The sequence below is a fragment of the Vibrio scophthalmi genome, from assembly GCF_040869025.1.
Classification (GTDB): domain Bacteria; phylum Pseudomonadota; class Gammaproteobacteria; order Enterobacterales; family Vibrionaceae; genus Vibrio; species Vibrio scophthalmi.
Window position 1 is genome coordinate 2,485,369 of sequence record NZ_CP134271.1, and the last position, 20,010, is coordinate 2,505,378.

Here is a 20,010-nt window from a genome sequence, read left to right on the forward strand (position 1 = left end):
CCCTCAGTGCAGAGCTTCAAATCGGTAGCACTCTTGTTGCCAGTTCAGTGCGTTTTGGATGTAACCAAACGCCTTGGTGGACTGCAGAAACGAAGCATTATTTTTACGATTGATCAGCACACCTTGCTGAATGCGAGCCAAGGTGATTATCAAATAAATGGTGAATAAATTTTTGAATTCGTGGCTCAATGAGCAACCAGCGTTTTCCTCGATTCGGCTGACGGCCGGAAAGGCGGGCTGTGGGTTATACTTTTCAATATATGCACGCACAATCGCCACAATATCACGTTCATAGAAATAACGTTTTTGTAGGTAATGCAGCTCATTATTTTTGCAATAGAGATACTTAGAGGCATAACACATCTGCAAGTAACGGATCTGCTTTTCTTTACCGGAAACAAACAGGTGTTGATCGATCACTTCCAATTCAAGATCTAACGCGCGAAAAATCTCGTTGGTATTACGCAGATCCTTATTCAAGGTTGGCCTACTAACGCGTAAGTAGTTTTGAATCTCACAAAGTGGTGTTTCTGGCGCGAACAAAGCCGTCGTTGCGAGGTATTCTTCTCGCTCATGTTTGGAAAATACAAAATTACTGGCTAGGCAATCGCTGAAAAAACGGCTCGGATCGTAAGGGTAATGCAACTCACCTTGCGTAAGTGCAATCGGTGTCATCTCGAGTTTTTCTAGGTAGTAATTGATGTTTTCGATGGCGTAGCGCAGATTACGCGTCGTCATATTAAACACCGCGGCAAGCGCATTGATGGTACTGCTTTGCATCGTCAGTGCCGTGACAATATCAAAGTGCTGTTTATTTAGGCTCATCAGATAGTTAGGCTTACTAAAAAGTGGGCCAAGTCTAGCAATATGTGTTGGGTAAAGATGAGAGCTGAACTACGAAAATAAGCCCTTCAATACACGATGTTTCTTAGTGCTGTGAGCATTCTTCCAAATCACGGCTTGAATAGGTGTTGCTGGTAATACCGCTTTCTTCGGTTGTTTCGCGATTCGTACTGAATTGGCAATAGCAATTGATCCGTACATTAGGAACCGGATCTTCTCCTCAATGAAAACTCCTTTTCTCCAAAGCTTATCTCTGTTTAACAAATGTTCGTAATCTTGCATTTTCATTTGCTTTCATTTTCTTTTCTCAAAGTTTAAAAATAAAAAGTGAAAATAGAAATGTTTGAGCTAAAAACCTGCTTCTAACCAGCTATTGTTCGCTTGAGAATAAATGGAATTTACATGGGAAAATATGTGATCTTAATTGCAGAAATTCATAAATTACATAACGACCCATGTTGGCGCTTGTTCGTTAAAGCATTGTATTTTAATGGTTTTATCCTTTTTGTATTATATGGCTGAGTGAGGGCGTCATTGCTTAGATGGACTGATCAAGTGGTTGAGATATAATGCCGATACTTGGATTGCTGAATATTGTGAGTTTAGTCAAGCTTACTATAAAAAGTAATTGCTCAATTAAAGAACATGAAAGAGAATTGCATCAAATGAAAGCAAATGAAAATCTAAGAGCAAGATTATGTGCGTCGAACCAGTTAAAGGGGACGCAACGATGAAAACAGCCATAGAAAGAAGATTAGAAATAGCAAACATGGTTGGCGTGCGTGGGAAAATGCACGTGGATGAACTTGCTGATTACTTTAATGTAACAGGGGCGACGATTCGGGCTGATCTTCGTTTTCTTGATGAAAATGGTTATATCGTTCGCTCACATGGATTTGCTTTAGTTAACCGTGCTGTTCTATCCAAACTTGCGATGTCGGCGACATCCAAAAGCCAAAATGCAAGTTCAGACTTTTATGAATATGTCGCTCAGTCATTTCATAGTGCGTTGGAAGAGAAAAGTACGATTTTCATCGATAGCAGTCCTTTGATAAGAAGAGCGTTGAAGCATGTAAAAGATCTCAAGAGTTCGACCGTGATTACCCGAGATCTCAATTTAATTCAAAATATCCCTCATATAACGGATTGTAAGTTTTTCGTTACCGGTGGGCGTGTGAATACCGAACAAATGAAAATGTCCGGTTCACATATGATTAATAGTTTAAAACAGTATCGATTTAATAATGTTCTCATTCATGTTGAAAGCTTTAATACTAAGTTAGGTGTTTTCTCTAAGAGTGAGTTTGATGCCGAAATGATTCGTTTGTTATGTAAGTTATCTGAGAGAGTCACAATTATTGCTGAGTCTTCAGCATTTGTTCATAACGATTCATTTTGGGCATGCGAACCGAATGAAATAGATACTGTTGTCACAGATTACGATTTGGATGACGAAACTAAAAAGTCATTGGAATTGAATAATGTAAAAATTTTAAAACTAAGTTCTAATAATTAATTAAGGATATATGCATGGCTAATATCGTTTTAGCACGTATTGATGAACGTCTAATTCATGGTCAAATTCGTTTGCAGTGGGGCAAGCATTCTGGCGCAAATACTATTCTTGTCGCAAATGATGAGATTGCCGAAATGGAACCGCTTCAAGCACCATTTAAAGCCTCTGCAGGAAGTGATTTTGCGGTTATTTTCCGAACGATAGAACAAACGATAGCCAATTTGCCCAAAGCAGGGATGGACAGAAAAATTCTGTTGCTGTGTAAAAATCCAACTGATTTCTCAAGAATTGTCCAAGGTGGAATTAAATTACCTGAAATTAACATTGGTAATATGCATTTTCATGAAGGGCGTGTGGCAGTTAATAAATATATTAATGTCGATAAACATGATATGGCTGCGTTTAATTCTCTGCGTGACCATGGAAGTGTAAGTACTATTCAGCATATGCCTGAAAGTGACAAAGAATGCATTTTTGAAATGACGAAAGATTTACAAATCTAAGGTGAAATAAAATGTTAATGGAAGCTATTTTAGTCGCCGTTTGGGCGGCGCTGTGTGGCATCGATAAATTCGATGTTTTCACTGGTATTCACAGACCATTAGTTACCGGTACCGTTGTCGGTCTAATTCTTGGTGATTTACAAATGGGTTTAATTGCAGGTGCGACATTCGAGCTTGCATGGTTAGGTCTTGTAGCAAACGCAGGTGTTCAGCCACCAGATACCACGGTTGGTGCAATCGTAGGTACGATGTTCGCAATTAAACTTGATATGACGCCTGAAGCGGCGATTGGTATGGCAATACCTTTTGCCTTGGCAATGCAAACTTGTGTTCTTTTCCTCTTTACTTCTTGTGCACCAATGATGCAAAAAGCGGATCAATATGCAGAGAGTTTAAACTTAAAAGGTATTGATAAGCTTATATATATCGGTTTGAGTGCGCGTGCATTGCTATACGGTGTGGTTGGTTTCTGTGCTATTTACTTTGGTGCTACTGGCGCTGAATTTATTCAAGAATACCTGCCTCAAAGTATCGTGAAAGGTATGGCTATTGCGGGCGGTATGATGCCAGCGGTTGGTTTTGCAATGTTACTTCGTACTATGTTTAACGTTGCTATTTTACCGTACTTCTTCTTAGGTTTTGTATGCTCGACTTATTTCAATATGCCGATTCTAGGAACAGCGCTTGTGTTTACCTGTGTTGCCGTCCTTGATTACATGAACAATAAAAAGTCTGACACTCCTCAAGCAGCTCAAACACAGGTATTTGATGATGAACTCTAATTCTGAAATGACGATGAATCCTGATCATTACCACGATGATTCAGTAAGTGCAGTAATTAGCAACACGGATAGCTACAGCGATAAAACGGCAACTAAAGTGATTACCAAAAATGATCTGTGGAAAATCGGTTTCCGTGGCTTGTTGATGGAAGGCAACTTTAACTTCAACCGTATGCAAGCAGGTGGTTTTTGTTACTCAATTAGTCCTGCACTGAAAAAGATTCACAAAAACCCAGAAGACCTTAAGAAGGCGTTAAAGAATAACCTTCAGTTTTACAATGCCAACCCGAAAATGTTTACTTTGCCACTTGGTCTTGCAATTGCAATGGAAGAGAGCAAAGAGAAACCATCAACGATTGCCTCAGTAAAAGCAGCGACGATGGGTTCAGTTTCAGGTGTGGGTGATGCGTTAGACCATTCGGTAATGCTGCCTTTAACACTTGCAATCGGTAGTTCGATTGCGTTGCAGGGTAACCCTCTTGGTGTTTTGGTTTTCTTTATTCTGTATCAGTCATACCGTATTCCAATGTATTTCTGGTTATTGTTCCTTGGCTATAACGCGGGTGTATCGGCACTAGAAAAACTGTCAGACCAAGCTGAGAAACTGGGTCGAGCAGCGAACATTGTCGGTCTTGGTGTCATTGGTTCGATGGTTGCGAAATATGTAAAAGTTTCGACGGTCATTGAGCTCGAAGCGGGTGCTGCAGATATTAGTTTGCAAACCGGTATGCTTGATAAGCTAATGCCAAATCTATTGCCAATGGCACTTGTTTGGTTGATGTATTATCTAGTGAAAAAAGGCAAGTCTCCAACGGCACTTATTTTCGGCACTCTATTTGCCGGTGTTGGTGGCCACTTACTGGGTATCTTCTAATAAGGGCTTATTATGATAGGTATTATTGTTTCCGGCCATATTCACTTCGCAACTGGTATGCAATCTGCGGTCGAAGCCATTGTCGGTGAGCAAGCGTCATTAGAGTTTATTGATTTTGTTCCTACAATGACAACAGAACAGTTAGAAGAGCAAATGATCTCTTCGATTGAAAAAATGAATGATGGTTCAGGAGTATTAATTCTTACAGACGTTCCTGGTGGTTCACCATGTAATCGTGGTGTCGCCATTATGCTAAACCGTGATGATGTCCAAGTGGTTGCTGGTTGTAACTTACCAATGATCACTAATGCATGCTTCGAACGTGATGGTGTCTCTCTTGACGAACTAACTGATATCGTTTGCGAGATTGGTTCTCAGTCTATGAAAGATATGAAGAAAGAACTTGCTCAATTAGAGAATAATAATTCAGATTCATTCGAAGACGAATTGTAAAATCAAATAAGCTCCTAACTTAAATATAGGCACTACTGAGTTTAATTCAATTCTCCCCCTGAGTTGGATTTGTTTAGTCAGGATAGTAGTGCCTTTTTTTTGCTGTTTAATAAAAGTAATGCCGATTTAATTAATATTAAATTAGTAGAAAAACAGATTAAATAAGGTTACATAATGAATCGTAATCAAATATTAGAACAAATGAAGCGAGTGTATTGTTGGCAGCGTGACAACAGAACTCGATACGTTACTCGTAGTACGGGTAAAAAACGCTTTTTGAAAGCAACGGATTGGGAGCGAGGCGTATTTTGGCTTTCCGTTGCGGATGCTTGGCAGGCAACTAATGACCACGAATACTTAGAAGGTCTTTTAGATTTTTCTTTACATACAGGGTTCCGTCCAGGGCCATTACCTCGCTTTGCTGATGATCATGTATGCATGCAAGCGTATCTACCTCTATATCCTTTATTTGATATTCCAGAATCGATTGAATATGCCACTAAAGCGTTAGACCTTATGGTGAATGAACCTAAGCCCGGTCGTGAAGATTGGTGGTGGTGTGATTCGTTATTTATGGCTCCTCCGGTTTTTGCGGGTATGAGCGTTGTAACGGGTGACGACAAATACCTGAACTATATGGATAAGGCTTGGTGGGATGCGGTCGACAATCTATTCGATCCTGAAACAAACCTTTATTACCGTGATAAACGCTACATCCCTAATGCTGAAGGAACCGAGTTTAGAGAAGCGAATGGCGAGAAGGTATTTTGGAGTCGCGGTATTGGTTGGGTACTGGCCGCTGCTCCTCGCATTCTTGCATACATGCCAGAAGATTTCCCTGCTCGTCCTCGATACATTCAAATGTACTGTGCGCTTGCACAAGAAGTGATCAAGTACCAGCAAGTAGATGGATTTTGGCGCACCAGTTTGTTGGATCCAGAGAGCTATCCAGCCAAAGAAAGCAGTGCAACCTCTCTGTTTTGTTATGGTTTGGCTTGGGGTATTGAACAAGGTTACCTTGATCGTGATACGTACTTACCCGTTGTCAATAAAGCATGGTCTGCATTGGAAGAATGCATTCATGAAGATGGCATGATTGGTTGGGTTCAATTACCCGCATTTAATCCACGTGATGTGGAATTTGAACATAATATTGATTACGGCGCTGGCGCATTTTTACTTGCAGCTACCGCAGTTCTGGCTCTGACAAGTTAGCCATATTGTATTAAGTATCTAAGGTTATTCTCCTAACAAAGTCAGTTGGCTCAATGACTATATTTCTAATAAATAAAACTGCATCGATGTTGGGATATATAAACGCAGGCATTTTGTTCTGTGTCATCAAAGAAGAGATTCGAAATGAAAATTGCTTTAACAATGGAAAATAGCCAAGCGGCTAAAAATGAAATTATCCTAAAAGAACTAGAATTTGTTACTGCGCAAAGTGGTGATGAGATTTTTAACGTTGGTATGTGTGATGCTGAAGATCACCATCTCACTTATATCCATCTGGGTATTCAAGCATCGATACTGTTAGCGGCAAAAGCGGTTGACTTTGTTTTCACAGGTTGTGGTACTGGTCAAGGTGCGTTGATGTCTTGTAATGCTCATGCCAATGTCGTGTGTGGTTACGCATTAGAGCCGTCAGATGCCTTCTTATTCACGCAAATTAATAATGGCAATGCGTTGTCATTAGCTTTTGCTAAAAACTTTGGTTGGGCGGCCGAGCTAAATGTTCGCGGTATTTTTGAAAAAGTACTGATGTCTGGTTGTGAAGCTGGACAAGGGTACCCAGTTGAGCGTGCTCTACCTCAACAGCAAAATGCGGCGATTTTGAATGATGTAAAACAAGCAGTAGCAAAAGACTATCTTGAAGGTCTAAAAGCGATTGATGTTGAACTTGTTCGCACTGCTTGTGCGGGTAAGCGTTTCCAACAATGTCTGTTTGAAAATGGGCAAGTGGGCGAAGTTGCCGATTACGTACGTACAATTTTGAACTAGTTGTGGCTTAGAAATGTTGTAGCGAAAGACCAATCATTTGATTGGTCTTTTTTTTCAATGCTGAGGGCTATCACGGATTTATTTCGCTAGTCAGGAGGGAAAATGGCAAAGTATATTCCATCATCAGATCGGCCACATATACCGTGTGAGCATCCTGATCTATCAATGCGCTTACAATTGTTTAAGCAAAATCTAATTCGGCTTAAGTATAAAAATTCAAACTTCACTCAACGCGACAGCAAGATCCAGTCTATTTTTGCTCAGCCAGGGGAGCTGAAACATCAATGTGATTCACTGGTAAGTTATGTTGCAGAAGCTTTCCAGCATTATGCCGTATGGGATTATAGCCACGCTTATTATCCAGGATATTGTAGTCAACAAACGGCAAGATTAGATGCTATGGAAGGGTGTAGCCGCGTACTACCAACCCTTGCTGCTTGGTTACATGCAAACAAAAGCAACAAGGCTGGTTTGTATTCACTGGATCATCAGCCTCTTGATATCGCGGATTGGATGCGACAAGCCTTCGTCGCCGGCACAGATCCAAAGCATGTAGGATATTGGGGCGCAATTGAAAACTATGATCAGAGAATTTGCGAAAGTGCGGATTTGGCGTTGGCATTGTGGTTGAGCAAACCATTTGTTTGGGACCATTTTTCTTCTGAGCAACAGCAGCAAGTTGTTGTATGGTTTGAACAAGTTGATCAAGCTAAAACAGTTGATAATAACTGGCACTTATTTCCTTTAACGGTTCAATTGGTTTTGAAGTCCCTAACGGGTAATGATCAGGTTGATCATCAACGCTATGCCCGTGTTAAGGAATTTTATGTAGGTGATGGTTGGTTTAGAGACGGTGCTAAAGGGAACTATGATTACTATAACGCATGGGGCTTTCATTATTCACTTTATTGGCTTGACCAAATCGATCCTGCGTTTGACCCGAATTTCATTCGCACTGGTTTACGCTCGTTTAGTGATAATGCACGTTACCTATTTACCGCGCAGGGTTTTCCTATGTTTGGTCGCAGTGCTTGCTATCGTCTCGCTGCCACTGCACCGTTAATCGCCACATTAGATGCTTGCCATGGGTCAATACCTGAGGATTATTTGGGCCAGTTTAAACGAGCGTTTAGAACAAATTTGGATTTCTTTATCACCAACGGTGCGCTGGAAAAAGGTCGTCCCACTCAAGGTCTTTTCTGTGATGACGTCCGATTGACAGATAATTACAGTGGCCCAGCAAGCAGTTTTTGGTCACTCCGGGCATTAAATATCGCAATTTATTGTGGTGATAAAGTCGGCTTGTGGGATGCAAAAGAAATGCCGTTGGAAATTGAAAAGGAGAGCTTTATGTTTTCTTTAAATGGCCCAGACATGCTGGTTGTTGGCATCAAAGAAACTCAGGAGGTGACGGTTTTGTTCAGAGAAGAATATTTACCACAACCTTCACCATTAAATCGGCGGTTGGAATCCCAGTCTTTGTTTAATGCACTGAAAGAGCGAATTTCCGGGCGGGCTGAAAGGCCGAAAAACAATTTGCTGCGAAAAGGGGTAACTTGTTATAGCTCGAAGCTATCATTGTTTCTCTAGCTGCAGGGGTTCTCTAGCAGCATGTTTGAGGGGAACGGCAGATACGATTGAGTCTTCCCCTCATGTTTATGACGTTTATTGATTTTTCACATCATAGCCTAACTGTCTTGATATGTTGTGACCTGCGGTTTGCAGCAATTCAACATAGTAAGAGAGTCGCTCTTGATCAAAACGAATGGTCGGGAATGAGATCGAAAGCCCTGCGATGACCTGACCAAAGCGATCATAAATCGGTGCGGCGATGCAGCGTAACCCCGGCTCTTGTTCTTCGTTGTCTTCGGCGTAATGCTGCTGGCGGACTAACTCAAGTTCTGTCAGCAATTGCGCAGTATTTTGTAAGGTTTTTTCGGTGTGTTTTACAAACGTGACATCGGCAAGCGTTCGCTCGACGAACTCTACGTCACGTTCAGCCAATAAAACTTTACCAATCGCAGTACTATACAGTGGGTTGCGGCGACCAATGCGTGATTGCATACTGAGGTTGTAGCCAGAATCGATTTTATGGATGTAGATAATCGCGTCTTCATCCAATGCGCCAAGGTGGAGCGCTTCATTGGTTTGCTCTGAGATGTAACGCATCTCTTTGTCAGCTAAGGCGATAAGATCCACATACTCAAGCGATTTTGCACCCAATTCAAACAGTTTCAAGGTGAGGCCATATTTATCGGCTTCTTCCTCTTGGGAAACGTAACCCAACATTTTCATGGTTTGTAAGAAGCGATAGGTTGTCGCTTTAGACATCATTAAGCGCTGAGAAAGCTCAGAGACACCAATGTCTTTTTGTTCGCCTAATGCCTGAAGAATACTAAATACCTTCATTACTGAAGAGACGGCTTCAGGCTGAGTTGTCTTTTCCATTTTCCTACCTTATGCATATACCTGTGCATGTTCTTGCTCATGCAGAATAGCGCTCATTATACAGAGCGTGTTTGCTTCGGCTAGTTTTTTAAAAAGCCATTTCATTAAATTGAAACGTCGTTTTACTTTTAGGTGCAAAATTGTGATGGCGATAGTTATTTTTGAAACGCCATTTCAAAAATAACTATACAGCATTTTGATGTGTTGTTATTTTGCTTGCATACAGTGAACAGGCGCTCAGAAAAGAGCCAGAATATTGCACAGCATTTAAGGAAATAACATGATTTTGGATTCATTTAATTTACAAGGCAAAGTCGCCATCGTAACGGGGTGTGATACAGGTTTAGGCCAAGGTATGGCATTGGGTTTAGCAAATGCAGGTTGTGACATTGTTGGGGTTAACATTGTTGAACCAACTGAAACTATCCAAATGGTTGAGCAGACTGGCCGCAAGTTTATTGACGTTCGCGCGAACTTGATGAAGCTTGATGATATTCCAGCCATCGTTGATCGCGCGGTGACAGAACTAGGCCGTATCGACGTACTAGTTAACAATGCGGGCATCATCCGCCGCAACGATGCGATTGATTTTTCAGAGCAAGATTGGGATGACGTCATGAATATCAACGTGAAGTCTGTATTCTTCCTATCGCAAGCTGTCGCAAAACAATTTATTGCTCAAGGTGAAGGCGGCAAAATTATTAATATCGCATCAATGTTGTCTTTCCAAGGCGGTATCCGTGTACCTTCTTACACGACGTCTAAGAGTGGTGTGATGGGCGTGACTCGTCTCATGGCAAACGAATGGGCGAAGCACAACATCAATGTTAATGCGATTGCACCAGGTTACATGGCAACTAACAACACCGCGGCTTTACGTGCTGATGAATCGCGTAACAAAGAGATTCTCGATCGCATCCCAGCTGGTCGCTGGGGTAAGCCTGCTGACTTGGCAGGTCCTTGTGTGTTCTTGGCATCAAATGCTTCTGATTACATCAATGGTTATACCATTGCCGTAGATGGCGGCTGGTTATCTCGCTAACGATTTAAAGTGACCGCTAAAGGCAATGAATAGGAAAGGCGTTAGTGATGATTGTCGATTTTATAAGTGAGCAATCATTACTGGCTCAAACTTTTGGCTTGATTAGTTTTGCCTTAGGTTTATCGACTTTCTATCAAAAAGACGATCGGCGATTGAAAATCGTTATGTTGATTTTGAATCTCAACCACCTTGTTCACTATTTATTGATGGGGTCGGTAGTGTCAGCGCTAAGCGCATTACTGTCGACCTTGAGAACGGCGACCGCGATTTATATCTCTTCCGCTTGGGTAGCGTTGGGGTTCATTACGGTTAGCATGAGTTTAGGTTTTTCTCTTGCTGATTCTATATGGGATCTCTGGCCAATTATGGGCACAGTTATTGGTACTTATTCGGTGTTCATGCTGCAAGGCATCGCGATGCGCTTAGCGTTTCTTGCCGGAGCAACATGTTGGCTGATTAACAATATTCTGATTGGGTCGATAGGCGGTACGTTATTAGAGGTGAGTGTTATCAGTATCAACGTCGTGACGATAATGCGCTTACTAAAAGATAAAAAGCAGTTAGTGGCCACTAATCAATAAGCCTGCATTAGTCAGTAAAATAAACGCAAATTTCAGATTTATCGGGAAAATTCAAGCTGGCCTTTGAGCTGGCTTTTTTCTTGGTAGTACCAAATGCTATAGGGATTGTATGAAGCATATTAAACGAGTCGCTATCATTGGCGAGTGTATGGTCGAGTTGAAAAAAAATAACGGTGTTCTCGAACAAGGGTTTGGCGGCGATACACTCAACACAGCCGTTTATCTTTCTCGTTTAACAAAACAGCGAAATGTAACAACGTCGTATGTGACTGGCTTAGGCCACGACCCATTCAGTAAAGAGATGTTGGCATCTTGGCAGCATGAATCATTGAATACCGATATGGTGTTTATTTCAGAAAACAAATTGCCGGGAATGTACGCAATTGAAACAGCGGAAGATGGCGAGCGTAGTTTTTTTTATTGGCGTAATGACTCCGCCGCTAAGTACTGGTTACGTGAACATGCCATGACCGAGCTAAGCGAGGCATTGTGTCAGCAACAGATGATCTATCTAAGTGGTATTAGCTTGGCGATTTTACCTGAGGATTGTCGCCTATCCTTGATTGAGTTGTTGAGGAACGCTCGGGCAAAAGGTGTAAGCATCGCCTTCGATAATAACTATCGACCAGCACTTTGGAATAGTAAAGAAGAAGCAAGACAAGCCTATAAGCAAGTATTAGCGCTGACGGATATCGCTTTCCTCACGTTTGATGATGAACAAGCACTCTATGGTGATGACCTAGAGCAGCAAGCGATTGAGCGCACTCAAGCATTAGGTGTGCAAGAAATTGTGATTAAGCGTGGGGCCGAGGCGTGTTTGGTTATTTCTAAACAGGGTGTTGATTCGATTGCACCAGTCCCGGTGACAAACATTATTGATACGACCGCCGCCGGTGATTCATTCAGTGCGGGTTATCTTGCGAAACGTATTTTGGGTGGTGATATGCAAGAATCTGCAAAGGCTGGGCATACCTTAGCGGGAACGGTTATCCAGCATCGTGGAGCAATTATTTCTCCAGACTTAATGCCGATAATTTAGTGGGTGGCGAATTGCATTCTCTACCCTTATTTAAATTACTCATGTTATGGAAATAAAGATGAAAACGCTTAATCAACAATTAACCGAAATACAAGTTGTCCCAGTCATCGCGATTAAAGATGCCTCAAAAGCGGCCAAACTCGCACAAGTTTTGATTGAAAATGGATTGCCGTGTGCGGAAGTGACCTTCCGTACCGAACAAGCGGTGCAAGCGATTAAAAATATGCGTGAAGCTTACCCTGAAATGCTTATTGGTGCTGGTACGGTGTTAACTAGCGAGCAAGTCGATCAAGCAATAGAAGCAGGTGTAGATTTTATTGTTAGTCCTGGGTTTAACCCAACCACCGTAAAATATTGTCAGCAACGGGGCGTGGCTATCGTACCGGGCGTCAATAACCCAAGCTTAGTTGAGCAAGCGATGGAAATGGGACTCACCACATTGAAGTTTTTCCCTGCAGAGCCTTCTGGCGGCACGGGCATGCTCAAAGCTTTATCTGCGGTTTACCCTGTTAAATTCATGCCAACGGGTGGTGTGAGCCCTTCAAATGTTAAAGAGTACCTTGCGATCCCTTCCGTATTGGCATGTGGCGGAACTTGGATGGTACCCAATGATTTGATTGAAAATGAGCAATGGGATGAGCTAGCAGCGCTAGTGGCTGAAGTCGCCAATATCATTCGCTAACGGTTGTTAACAAAAAAGGAGCCGAAGCAAGCCATTTCGCTTTGGTGAGATCATAGATACTTAAAGAGAGTAGCATTGCTGCTCTCTTTCTTTTTACCTACTCAAAACCTTGCGGAGTGTCATTGAATTAGCTGTTAAGGTAAGTTCTTTAGATTTAACTCAATCCAAATGAAATCAAGCGAGTTGTAGCCACTTTAATGCTTAAATAATGGATTGCTTGAGGTTATACAGCAAAAGAAGCTCAACATTACGGATTACACAAAGTAAAGCCAAAGAAAAAAGGCACAGCCAAAAATATGTCTGTACCTTTTTAACTATTGCTAAGTCAGCCGCACTGAAAATAGGAGCCTACGTGAAGCCTCTATCACGCCAAAATCACACGAAAGCGAAATAGCTTGCAATTATTGCTGACTTTTTTCTTGGTGCTGGCCTGTTCAGCTGCTCGCTCGCTCAAGTGTCTTGTCTTTATTTTCTCGCAGATATCGCTGCTGTGAGTGAATTCCTCTACCAAACAGTGCTTACCTAGAAAGCATTCCAGTACGCTAAAAAAGTCGGTCTTATAACGAATTGAAAGAATGTTAATCCTAGAACCAGTAAAATTACGCCCAAGACGTTTGCTAGGAAATCCAGTTCTAATTTTTTTAATAGTAATGCTGGTGAGAACCAAATAATAAATATGGCAGATATCACATTCATTATTCCGCGGCCAATCGATAAAATTATGTCGCCCATCATCCATGATGTCTAAGGTGATTGAGAATGGTAAATATATAGCATTTAGGAATTTGAAAAGTCAAGATTCGCAATATTATTGATATAAACATCAAAACAAAGAGGTGCTTTAATTAATCTCATTATCAATAATAACCAATTATATTGATCGTTATCTTTCAATCGTTACTGCATCAACAGGGATAATCAGTGATGGTTTTTACGCCTTGTTCTTGTTGGGCTAGACATGTGTTTTCGTTTCGCAGGAGAGCGGCTCGTTTTCGTCCTATTCGCCGTGATGAGCGTTATTAACTTACCTTTCGACTCGGTCATTCTAGTGCGTTTTCCGTGCTGTTTTCTGGAACTTTTGCGGGTTTACGCTATTTTTAGGCAACTGTGTGCATGATAAAATGACAGTCTGTGTGGGGTGCTTGTGTTGTACCATTTTCAAATTAGTAATAAGGATATTTTAATTATGTTTGATACTTTGATAGATCATTTGGATGACTATGTCGAGAGCTTAACGGAGCTTTGGATTTTCCATATACCTGCGCCAATACTTGTCTATTATTTTGCTTTATCGTCAGCAGAGAAAGCGGACGTCTCTTGGTTGTGTTTTCCACTTATTATGCTTACGACACCAGTGTTTGTTTCATTGTGGGATCGAAAGGTGCTCCCACTCCTTATTATTGCGCCAATTTTGTTTGGTATTGGGTATGCATTCCTAGGTGGTCCTGAATTTTCATCATTTTATTTTTTGTGTCTTAAGTGGATTGGGATCACTGTGGCGGGCTGTGTCGCAATTCTCATCTTGCATCAGGTCTATATGTTCACCGCGTGGCTTGTACGTAAAATTTTGTCGGTGACGATTTTTTACAATTGGTTCACCATGCTCATTTCTGCCGTGGTCGCATACCAAATAGGTAAGTATGTATTTACGACGTATGAAGACACTGTCAATCTGATAATGCTGCTCGCAGTGCCCTTTGTGGTTGCTATTCTATTTTTTACTGGTGGTTCCGATCTTACTTTGCGTTCGTGGTCGAGTGTCTTCGAGCATAAGAGGGACGGCATGTCGACTTCTGAGGCGCTTGATAAAGCTGAAATGGAGCAACGCACTAGAGAGAGATTTTGGAGTATGTTTAAGAAATAACGTACTGTCTAGTTAATCTATTCTCGCCCTTAACGCTCATGTGTTGAGGGCTTTTTTTGGGGTTCATTTTGTCAGTCATTAATTGGCGATCCATTTGATGCCTGCAATCACACATTCCGATTCCTCGCAACCAGAAACCGTGCCTGTCGTATCCTCGCAATCAGAAAACGTAACTTCCGATCCAAGCCATTTCGCTTTGGTGAGATCATAGATACTTAAAGAGAGTAGCATTGCTGCTCTCTTTCTTTTACCTACTCAAAACCTTGCGGAGTGTCATTGAATTAGCAGTTAAGGTAAGTTCTTTAGATTTAACTCAATCCAAATGAAATCAGCGAGTTGTAGCCACTTTAACGCTTAAATAATGGATTGCTTGAGGTTATACAGCAAAAGAAGCTCAACATTACGGATTACACAAAGTAAAGCCAAAGAAAAAAGGCACAGCCAAAAATATGTCTGTACCTTTTTAACTATTGCTAAGTCAGCCGCACTGAAAATAGGAGCCTACGTGAAGCCTCTATCACGCAAAAATCACACGAAAGCGAAATAGCTTGGAGCCGAAGCTCCTTTTTCTGTTTGCGTTAACTAGCGATAAATCAAATTAGACCAATGAGTTAGGCCTGCAGTGACTGAGCCAAAGTAGTTGCCAGCGATGATTTCAGTATTCGGTAATACCGACGCGACAGCGGCAGTCAGTACGGTGGAACGTGCTGAGCCCTGAGGGATCCCCTCATAATTTCCCCAAAGCACAACCATGTTTGAATAGATTTTGAGCAAGCAGGGTTGCAGCCGCGAGCAAGTCTTCCCTCGTTATTGTGTAGCCAGAATGCCGCAAAACTTCCATCCCTAAGCGCACTGTTGAGAGTACATTTCGATTTTTGACAGTGTTAGCTTGGAAGTGCTTATCCCAACCTTGTTTCTGACCATGAACTCCAGCAAGCCAAAATGTCAGTTGAAGCATTAGGGCGATTAGCAGCATGATATCAAAGCGCTCTGAGCTGCTAGTTCGGCTATGACGGAGGCCTAAACCGTAGGCTGGGCTTTTCAAGTCTCGGAAGGTTTCTTCAATTTGCATACGCTTCGAGTAGAGCCTAACAAGTTGCTTTGGTGTTCGGATTTCAACGGGCAAGTTAGTCGCTAAAACCCATGGTTCTTTTGTCGAAGCGGAGTAGATTTTAGGTGACGGATGATGACAATTAGTCCGTGTCGAACGCTGATTTTTTCGGCCTTTAGGACGTGATTTATACAGTGCAATTTGACATGAAATTGGGTTGCTCTTAGTCAACCTCTTATAGCCTAAAGTCTTTGAGCGACTTGAGGATATGCTATGTAAGTTGCTGATAGGTTGCCAGTTTTCCGCACCTAAATCTGCATATTGCACTTTCCCTCTGACTCGACTTAACCAGTACCAACCTAGCTTTTCAACGGATTTATACCATGGCACTTTAAAGCCAGCATCACTGACAATGAGCGGTGTAGTGTTACTCGGTAGAATGCTTGCAAGGTCGGCTAGAAATTGGTCATGAGCCTTCTTTGAACATTGCTCTGAAAGCGGAAAGGCTTTCTCATAAAGAGTAATAGAACGACCATGTAGTGCCACCGAAGCCCGCAATACCATAAGCCGTTTTTGCTCACGAATATCAGACCAGTCAACAAGAACAATGGGCATCGAATTACCTGAACAGATAAAGCTGGCATGCCAACGGTATACAGCGAGTCGCTCTTTGTGCAAGTGACGATTACCTAACAATCTGTCGATTCGTTTGATGTTATGTTTTGTTCTGGCTTTCGTTGGCAGGTTACGACCAAGTTCGGTAAGAGTGAGCGTTTTACATTCAAGTAATGCGTGGCAAGCCAGCGTTAAACTGTTGAGTCGTTTTAAGTGCAATTCAGGGCAGAATTGGTAAAGAGAGTCGTGTAAAATATCGAGTTCGCACATCTTGTTGTCTGGTTATTGATTTTTCTCAGAACCATTTGATCACATGACAAGATGTGCATCTACCTTAAATTTATGATTTTTATCAAAATCATTAGGGGATTCCTCAGTGCTGAGCCGCCGGTCATGTAAATCACGTCGGGTTTGATACCACTCTGTGTGACGGCTTCTTCCACCAAATTGCGGATTTTCAGCATTGGATTATCTATGGCGGCTTCAATTTCGCTGCGCTGGGTGATGATTTCAACGCGTTCAGAGATCAAGTCAATCAGCGCGGTGTAATCATCATGGTCAGATAAGGCAATTTTTGCTCGTTCCGCTTGGTTAATCACGCCGTAGCCCAAGGTTTCTTGGTGTAGCTTCAATAGGCGGCCTAGCTTTTCTGGCTCTGCGGCTTGTTTGAAAAACTCACGCAGTGGTTTTAGATTATCACTGCCATAGAAGCTGCGCTGGGCTTGGACGTCGTTAATCGCCATTGCATTCCAATATTGGATTAGGGGTAAATCTAAACCGTTGAGTAATTTACTGCCAAGGCCAAACTCTTTCATAAAGCACTTAAAGGCAATAAAAATATCCAAATCGTTACCACCGACCATTTGGCCTGTGTGGGCGAGCAAAGAGTCATTACGTTCCAGTTTGTTGTGCCAACTTGGCCCCATACGAATCATCGAACAGTCAGTGGTACCACCGCCGATATCGACCACGAGAACATTTTTGTCTTCGGTTAAGCTGGCTTCAAAATCAAGCCCGGCAGCAACGGGTTCATACTGAAATTCTACATCTTTAAATCCGGCACGTTTGGCTGCACGGGTGAGGATATCAACCGCTTGGATATTAGAGTTTTCACCTCCCCGGCCTAAAAAGTTTACCGGTCGACCAATGACGGTTTGAGTAATATCCGTTTGAATGGAATGTTCAGCACGACGCTTGATATTGCTCATCATGGCGCAAACCAGATCTTCGAAGAAAGAGAGCTGAATATCACGCAGTCCCATTGCGCCTAAAAATGATTTCGGTGATTTAACGAAATAGGTGTCTTTTGGATCTTCGAGATATAACTCGAGTGCTTGATGACCAAACTTTACATCGTCAGCTTGGACTTCAAGCCCTTCTTCACGGTTGATTTTTACCGCGCGACGAAGAACGGCTTCGTTAGTCTCATCACTCGGTTTTATGTCTAAACAGCGAAAAAGATACTCAGAGACCGATTCTGCGTTTGGCGCACACAGTGTTGATGGGATAAAAGCATTTTCACCGACTAATGGGATTTGGGTGATTTTACCATCAACAGTATGAGCGACGCTGCAATTTGCAGTACCGAAATCGAAACCTATAGACATGTATACCTCAGAGACTAGAAACAAGGGGGCGCACACTAAACCTTAGATGCGTAGACGGGTCAAGGGCAATAGGTCATTTTTCTTAATAGAGACTAGGCTACGTTATGATGATGTTCCCTGGCGGTTGGAAAATTTCGCTCTTGAAAACAGAGAAACAGGCCTGAAGCAATAAGTTATTTGTCCACCCCAGTTTATCGTGCGGCTACGGTGGTTATATATGTTTTGCTTCTTACTTGGTTGGATATCATATTTAGAAAATCGGGTCATTTGGTTGTATTTTGATTGCTTAATACCCAGATCGTCTGTGTAGAGCGGTATAACTTAAAAAGGAAAAGTCATGACAAATGAATACATCCCAGCAAAAGTATGGACAGAAGATACCAATACCGGCGGCACTTGGGCTAGCATCAATCGCCCAACTTCCGGTGCTCGCCATGAGCAAGAGTTGCCAGTGGGTGAACATGCACTACAACTTTATTCGATGGGTACGCCAAACGGTCAGAAAGTCACCATTATGCTCGAAGAGCTACTTGCTCTCGGTGTAGCAGAGGCAGAGTATGATGCGTATTTGATCCGTATCGGTGATGGCGACCAGTTTTCTTCAGGGTTTGTCGCGGCGAACCCAAATTCAAAAATTCCAGTGTTGGTCGATCATTCAGTCACGCCTGCGATTAACGTCTTTGAATCCGGGCATATTTTGCTATATCTCGCGGAAAAATTTGGACAATTACTACCAAAAGAGCTTGCTCAGCGCACGGTCGCGATGAACTGGTTATTCTGGTTACAAGGCAGTGCGCCATATCTAGGAGGGGGATTTGGTCATTTTTACGCTTACGCACCAGAGAAACTCGAGTATCCAATCAATCGATTTACCATGGAAGCCAAGCGTCAATTGGATCTACTCGATAAACACTTAGCCGAAAATCGTTATTTAGCAGGGGATGAATATTCGATTGCCGATATCGCTACTTGGCCATGGTATGGCAACTTGGTGCTGGGTAATTTGTATAACGCGGCTGAGTTTTTAGATGTGGAGCGTTATCCAAATCTGCTGCGTTGGGCGAATGAAATTGCCGAACGTGACACGGTACAACGTGGTCGTATTGTCAATCGTGCTTGGGGCGAAGAGTGGGAACAAGTACCAGAGCGTCATAGCAAGGCTGATATTGACCAAGTGCTGGCTAAGCAGCCCAAATAATTAATGGTTTGCTCTCGATGTTTAATAGCCCTCATTTGAGGGCTATTTTGTTATATTTGCTAATAAAGCGGCACAATAAAATCGGCATCGGCAAGTGCGAACTTCGCGGCTTCGGTCTGGCTTTTTTGTTGACCAATTTTTGAGGCTTTCGGTAATACCACAAAAACAATTTCAGGTTTGGCGGTAATTCGTTGGCTGCGCTCGCCATCGGTGTTGAGTTTATAGCCGTCAATGTAGATGGTAAGAACGGTGTCGTTACGACTTCGTTGATGGACAAAAAACGAACCTAATTCATGTACCGCTCCCCAAACGATGGTCAGTGGGGCTTGTTGCACGCTGGGAAGGTAAATATCGTAGCTGCGGTTGGGGAAACCCGTCCGGATGCTATTGGTGGTGACTTCTAGACGGCGTTTAATAAATTGCCCATCTTGAAAAGGCATCGCCTCTTTGGTGCGTTTATCTTGTGCTTCAGCGTCGCATTTTCGTGCTTCTGGTTTATGTGCGTAGTGGCGATAAGTCGCACAAGCAAACTCTTCAACTAAGGTTTGAATGCCTTTAACTAAAGCTTTAGAAGCAAAAGCATCCAGCTCAAACTGCCCCATGACATCGATCTGTTTAAACAGTTCGGGTGCGGCATCTTTAAACTCGTTATCAAAGCGTAAAGGTATAAAACGATCTTGTTCTATGGCGGCTTTTAGTACGTTATCAGTGTCATAGACTCGCCGACCTTGGCTGTCCATGATTGACCATGCGAGGTTACTGTAGTCTGCGTAGAGCGGGTAACTCATCAAGCCAATAGTGAGGAAAATCAATAGACGCATGTTTCATTCCTTGAACGGTTCGCGTTACTTTGAGTGTAGTTCCTTGTTTGATGGTCGCGCTAACTAAACGTCATCATTAGCCCGCACCCT

General features: G+C 42.3%; 21 protein-coding genes and 1 pseudogene. 14 read left to right on the forward strand and 8 right to left on the reverse strand.

Annotated elements, in window-relative coordinates; translation table 11 throughout:
• Window positions 1–3: 3 nt before the first annotated feature.
• Window positions 4–825 carry a helix-turn-helix domain-containing protein gene (locus tag RJD38_RS11450; protein WP_367971297.1) on the reverse strand — a complete coding sequence of 274 codons (822 nt, stop codon included), beginning with the start codon at window positions 823–825 and terminating at the stop codon, window positions 4–6.
• 69 nt (window positions 826–894) lie between these two features.
• The gene (locus RJD38_RS11455; protein ID WP_367971298.1) at window positions 895–1,044 is read right to left on the reverse strand and encodes a hypothetical protein; all 150 of its coding nucleotides are present in this window, start codon (window positions 1,042–1,044) and stop codon (window positions 895–897) included.
• A 496-nt stretch (window positions 1,045–1,540) separates the two neighbouring features.
• On the opposite strand from RJD38_RS11455, the gene RJD38_RS11460 reads away from it, so the two are divergent.
• The 8 genes from RJD38_RS11460 to RJD38_RS11495 all read left to right on the forward strand — a co-directional run bounded on the left by RJD38_RS11460 (window position 1,541) and on the right by RJD38_RS11495 (window position 8,562).
• On the forward strand, window positions 1,541–2,359 hold the full coding sequence (locus RJD38_RS11460) for a DeoR/GlpR family DNA-binding transcription regulator (RefSeq protein ID WP_005594609.1): 819 nt from the start codon (window positions 1,541–1,543) through the stop codon (window positions 2,357–2,359).
• 14 nt (window positions 2,360–2,373) lie between these two features.
• Window positions 2,374–2,862, forward strand: a complete 489-nt coding sequence (locus tag RJD38_RS11465) for a PTS sugar transporter subunit IIB (RefSeq protein WP_065545526.1) — start codon at window positions 2,374–2,376, stop codon at window positions 2,860–2,862.
• Between the two features lie 11 nt (window positions 2,863–2,873).
• A complete protein-coding gene (gene agaW, locus RJD38_RS11470) occupies window positions 2,874–3,644 on the forward strand; it encodes a PTS N-acetylgalactosamine transporter subunit IIC (protein WP_005594611.1) in 771 nt (256 codons plus the stop codon).
• Window positions 3,634–4,518 (forward strand): PTS system mannose/fructose/sorbose family transporter subunit IID, encoded by an 885-nt coding sequence (locus RJD38_RS11475; RefSeq protein WP_005594613.1) that lies wholly within the window; start codon window positions 3,634–3,636, stop codon window positions 4,516–4,518. Before agaW ends, RJD38_RS11475 begins: the two co-directional genes overlap by 11 nt.
• Before the next feature lie 12 nt (window positions 4,519–4,530).
• On the forward strand, window positions 4,531–4,971 hold the full coding sequence (gene agaF / locus RJD38_RS11480; protein WP_005594615.1) for a PTS galactosamine/N-acetylgalactosamine transporter subunit IIA: 441 nt from the start codon (window positions 4,531–4,533) through the stop codon (window positions 4,969–4,971).
• 174 nt (window positions 4,972–5,145) lie between these two features.
• Window positions 5,146–6,186 (forward strand): glycoside hydrolase family 88/105 protein, encoded by a 1,041-nt coding sequence (locus tag RJD38_RS11485; RefSeq protein ID WP_065545525.1) that lies wholly within the window; start codon window positions 5,146–5,148, stop codon window positions 6,184–6,186.
• A 144-nt stretch (window positions 6,187–6,330) separates the two neighbouring features.
• On the forward strand, window positions 6,331–6,972 hold the full coding sequence (locus RJD38_RS11490; protein ID WP_065545524.1) for an RpiB/LacA/LacB family sugar-phosphate isomerase: 642 nt from the start codon (window positions 6,331–6,333) through the stop codon (window positions 6,970–6,972).
• 102 nt (window positions 6,973–7,074) lie between these two features.
• On the forward strand, window positions 7,075–8,562 hold the full coding sequence (locus tag RJD38_RS11495; protein ID WP_065545523.1) for a DUF2264 domain-containing protein: 1,488 nt from the start codon (window positions 7,075–7,077) through the stop codon (window positions 8,560–8,562).
• Window positions 8,563–8,637: 75 nt separating this feature from the next.
• Here RJD38_RS11495 and kdgR read toward each other — a convergent pair whose 3' ends face one another.
• On the reverse strand, window positions 8,638–9,420 hold the full coding sequence (gene kdgR / locus RJD38_RS11500; RefSeq protein WP_065545522.1) for a DNA-binding transcriptional regulator KdgR: 783 nt from the start codon (window positions 9,418–9,420) through the stop codon (window positions 8,638–8,640).
• Between the two features lie 280 nt (window positions 9,421–9,700).
• Here kdgR and kduD point away from each other — a divergent pair, with 280 nt between their 5' ends.
• From kduD to RJD38_RS11525, 5 genes are all read left to right on the forward strand, one after another.
• Window positions 9,701–10,462 carry a 2-dehydro-3-deoxy-D-gluconate 5-dehydrogenase KduD gene (gene kduD, locus RJD38_RS11505; RefSeq protein ID WP_005594623.1) on the forward strand — a complete coding sequence of 254 codons (762 nt, stop codon included), beginning with the start codon at window positions 9,701–9,703 and terminating at the stop codon, window positions 10,460–10,462.
• Between the two features lie 47 nt (window positions 10,463–10,509).
• Entirely contained in the window at window positions 10,510–11,043 is a 534-nt protein-coding gene (locus RJD38_RS11510; protein ID WP_065545521.1) for a YgjV family protein, read from the forward strand.
• A gap of 109 nt (window positions 11,044–11,152) precedes the next feature.
• The gene (locus tag RJD38_RS11515; protein ID WP_065545520.1) at window positions 11,153–12,082 is read left to right on the forward strand and encodes a sugar kinase; all 930 of its coding nucleotides are present in this window, start codon (window positions 11,153–11,155) and stop codon (window positions 12,080–12,082) included.
• A 58-nt stretch (window positions 12,083–12,140) separates the two neighbouring features.
• Complete coding sequence (locus RJD38_RS11520; RefSeq protein WP_009388096.1) at window positions 12,141–12,764, forward strand: bifunctional 4-hydroxy-2-oxoglutarate aldolase/2-dehydro-3-deoxy-phosphogluconate aldolase; 624 nt, start codon at window positions 12,141–12,143, stop codon at window positions 12,762–12,764.
• A gap of 1,186 nt (window positions 12,765–13,950) precedes the next feature.
• Entirely contained in the window at window positions 13,951–14,628 is a 678-nt protein-coding gene (locus RJD38_RS11525; protein WP_065545518.1) for a hypothetical protein, read from the forward strand.
• 78 nt (window positions 14,629–14,706) lie between these two features.
• On the opposite strand, the gene RJD38_RS11530 is transcribed toward RJD38_RS11525, so the two are convergent.
• The 4 genes and pseudogenes from RJD38_RS11530 to yegD all read right to left on the reverse strand — a co-directional run.
• Window positions 14,707–14,859, reverse strand: coding sequence for a hypothetical protein (locus tag RJD38_RS11530; protein WP_156785339.1), 153 nt, complete (start codon window positions 14,857–14,859; stop codon window positions 14,707–14,709).
• A 351-nt stretch (window positions 14,860–15,210) separates the two neighbouring features.
• Entirely contained in the window at window positions 15,211–15,375 is a 165-nt protein-coding gene (locus RJD38_RS11535) for a hypothetical protein (protein ID WP_367971303.1), read from the reverse strand.
• Window positions 15,356–16,564 carry an IS4 family transposase gene (locus tag RJD38_RS11540; RefSeq protein WP_032073033.1) on the reverse strand — a complete coding sequence of 403 codons (1,209 nt, stop codon included), beginning with the start codon at window positions 16,562–16,564 and terminating at the stop codon, window positions 15,356–15,358. The genes RJD38_RS11535 and RJD38_RS11540 overlap by 20 nt, the downstream gene beginning before the upstream one ends.
• A gap of 89 nt (window positions 16,565–16,653) precedes the next feature.
• A pseudogene (yegD, locus tag RJD38_RS11545) lies at window positions 16,654–17,901 on the reverse strand (molecular chaperone); the annotation flags it as partial.
• 337 nt (window positions 17,902–18,238) lie between these two features.
• On the opposite strand from yegD, the gene yghU reads away from it, so the two are divergent.
• The gene (gene yghU, locus RJD38_RS11550) at window positions 18,239–19,099 is read left to right on the forward strand and encodes a glutathione-dependent disulfide-bond oxidoreductase (protein ID WP_367971307.1); all 861 of its coding nucleotides are present in this window, start codon (window positions 18,239–18,241) and stop codon (window positions 19,097–19,099) included.
• Window positions 19,100–19,158: 59 nt separating this feature from the next.
• Here yghU and RJD38_RS11555 read toward each other — a convergent pair whose 3' ends face one another.
• Window positions 19,159–19,920 (reverse strand): hypothetical protein, encoded by a 762-nt coding sequence (locus tag RJD38_RS11555; protein ID WP_005600291.1) that lies wholly within the window; start codon window positions 19,918–19,920, stop codon window positions 19,159–19,161.
• Window positions 19,921–20,010 lie beyond the last annotated feature (90 nt).